The organism is Micromonospora phytophila, from assembly GCF_023656545.1.
Lineage (GTDB): Bacteria > Actinomycetota > Actinomycetes > Mycobacteriales > Micromonosporaceae > Micromonospora > Micromonospora phytophila.
In genome coordinates, this window is record NZ_JAMOKF010000546.1 from 1 (window position 1) to 2,205 (window position 2,205).

At 72.1% G+C, this 2,205-nt stretch carries 3 protein-coding genes and 1 pseudogene; 1 reads left to right on the plus strand and 3 read right to left on the minus strand.

Going from position 1 to position 2,205, the window contains the following annotated elements:
* From NCC78_RS31020 to NCC78_RS31030, 3 genes and pseudogenes are all read right to left on the minus strand, one after another.
* Window positions 1–395 (minus strand): annotated as a pseudogene (locus NCC78_RS31020) (ATP-binding protein); the annotation flags it as partial.
* Between the two features lie 49 nt (window positions 396–444).
* Window positions 445–807 (minus strand): hypothetical protein, encoded by a 363-nt coding sequence (locus NCC78_RS31025; protein WP_250798978.1) that lies wholly within the window; start codon window positions 805–807, stop codon window positions 445–447.
* Between the two features lie 12 nt (window positions 808–819).
* Window positions 820–1,134: a hypothetical protein gene (locus NCC78_RS31030; protein WP_250798979.1), complete on the minus strand. Its 315-nt coding sequence runs from the start codon at window positions 1,132–1,134 to the stop codon at window positions 820–822.
* A gap of 344 nt (window positions 1,135–1,478) precedes the next feature.
* On the opposite strand from NCC78_RS31030, the gene folP reads away from it, so the two are divergent.
* Window positions 1,479–2,205 (plus strand): dihydropteroate synthase (gene folP, locus NCC78_RS31035; RefSeq protein ID WP_250798981.1); only part of this gene is annotated, 727 nt, incomplete at its 3' end.

A 2,205-nucleotide genomic window follows, 5' to 3' on the forward strand; every position in this document is an offset into this window, starting at 1 on the left:
GCGGGGGGCGGGGGCGGCGTCGCCTGGGCGGGAGCCGGCTCGATGGCGGCCGGCTGCTGCGGGATGCTCCGCTGCTCCCGGTCGGTGGCCCGCTGCGGCGGGGGCGTCGGCCGCGCCGCGCCGGGGTGGGTGCCGCCGAACAGGTCGAGGAAGGGAGAGTCGATGTCGGCGCTGTCGCCCGTGGACGGTGCCGGCTCGGCGGGCGCCCGGCGCTGCACCGGTCGGGGTGCCTGGAAGACGCCGACTCCGCCGTGCCCGGGTGTGGTCACGAGCGCGGGGTCGAGCGCGACCTCGTCGAGATCGGCGTCGTCGGTGTAGTCGAACGATCGCGCACGGTTACCGTGGGGGACGGCCGGGTTTCCGGCCGGGGGACCCGGCGTGGAGGAGCGGTTCATGCGACCGCCTCACCCGCGTCGTGCGACTGCCCGATCGGCGTACGCCCGGTCATGCCAGTTCCTCCCGGATCCTGATCCGGCTGCCGACGAGGCGGGGGTCCCGCTGCTCGGCGGCCGGCTCCCGGGTCCGTCGCCAGTCGGTCAGCGCGGTGCGGATCACCATGCGCGCCGGCCGGTCCGGGTCGACGTACCGGAAGATGAACGAGGTGGTCACGATGGCGAGCGCGATCTCCCAGGCCGGGAAGAGCTCGACCTTCAGCGTGAACAACCAGTGGATGAACATGTAGAGGGGGACGAGCAGCATGAACAGCCCGTACTGGGCGTACGGCAGGTGGACCGGAAGCGTGTAGCCGGGCGGCCCGAGGTAGACCAGGCGGGCCCGGTAGATGTCGTCGTCGGTGCGCAGCCGCATCTCTGCCCGCGCCTATTCGAAGATCAGGTCGATCAGGTAGTCGCCGATGAAGAAGAGCGTCGCTGCTCCGGCGATGAAAGCGAGGCCGACGATGGCGATGGCCGAGCTGGTGAGGACCTTGGAGATCTCGCCCCGGCTGGCCCGCCCGATGAAGATGACACCCAGAACGGCCAGCAGGATCGGAGCGATCTTGCTGGCGAAGAACGTGACGACACCCTCGGTGTCGATGCCCTTCGGCGCCGGCTCGGCGAGTGGAGTCGACGCCAGGGTGGAGAGCGCGTGGAGCGCGGCGGACGATGCCGTCTCCATCAGCTCGATGGCGATCACTGGAACCTCCCCAAAACGCGGCCGGCGGAGCCGCGGCGGTGCAATGGGCATGCCTGGCGGGAATGGTGCTCACTGGGCGCAGCGTCAGGGACCCTGCGTTCGTTACTCACCACGGAGAGTGGTGAGCTTTGGGCGGAATTTCCCGCTTCGGCCCTCCCTCCAGGCTTCGCCATCTCGATGCTGGGCAATTCCAAAGCGTACGGGCAGCCCCCCTTTGCGACAACCCGCGAAGAGTCTGCCCGATCCGACCCGGACGACCGATCGTACACCTGTTCCAATGCCCATGTCACCGCCCTGGGGCCGGGCCGCTCGGGGCCCTCCGGACGACCGGTACCGTCCTAGTCGTGACCGATCTGGTACGGGCCGAGGACCCGGTGGTGATGGGCGTCCTGAACGTCACGCCCGACTCCTTCTCCGACGGCGGACGGTACGCCGACCTCGACGCCGCCGTCGGACACGGCGTGCGGCTGCGGGCGGACGGGGCCCACCTGGTCGACGTCGGCGGCGAGTCCACCCGTCCCGGCGCGGACCGGGTCGACGCAGAGACCGAGGCGGCCCGGGTGCTGCCGGTCGTCCGCGAGCTGAGCGCCGCCGGGGTGGCCGTCAGCATCGACACCAGCCGGGCCCGCGTCGCCGACGCGGCGCTCACCGCCGGCGCGGTGGTGGTCAACGACGTCTCCGGCGGGCTCGCCGACCCGGACATGGCCCGGGTGGTCCGGGACGCCGGCTGCCCGTGGGTGCTGATGCACTGGCGCGGCCACTCCCGGGAGATGGGTGACCTGGCCCGCTACACCGACGTGGTCGCCGACGTCCGCGCCGAGTTGGGCCAGCGGGTCGACGAGGCGTTGCGGGCCGGGGTCTCCGCCGACCGGATCGTGATCGACCCGGGCCTCGGCTTCGCGAAGACCGCCGCGCACAACTGGGAGCTCAGCGCCCGCCTGCCGGAGCTGCTGGAGCTCGGCTTTCCGCTGCTCTTCGCGGCCAGCCGCAAGTCCTACCTGGGCCACCTGCTGGCCGGCCCGGACGGCGCCCCCCGGCCCACCGCCATCCGCGATAGTGCCGGCCCCGGCA

Coding starts and splice junctions, on each gene's coding strand:
- NCC78_RS31025 (WP_250798978.1), bottom strand. CDS start 807: ATGCGGCTGCGCACCGACGACGACATCTACCGGGCCCGCCTGGTCTAC.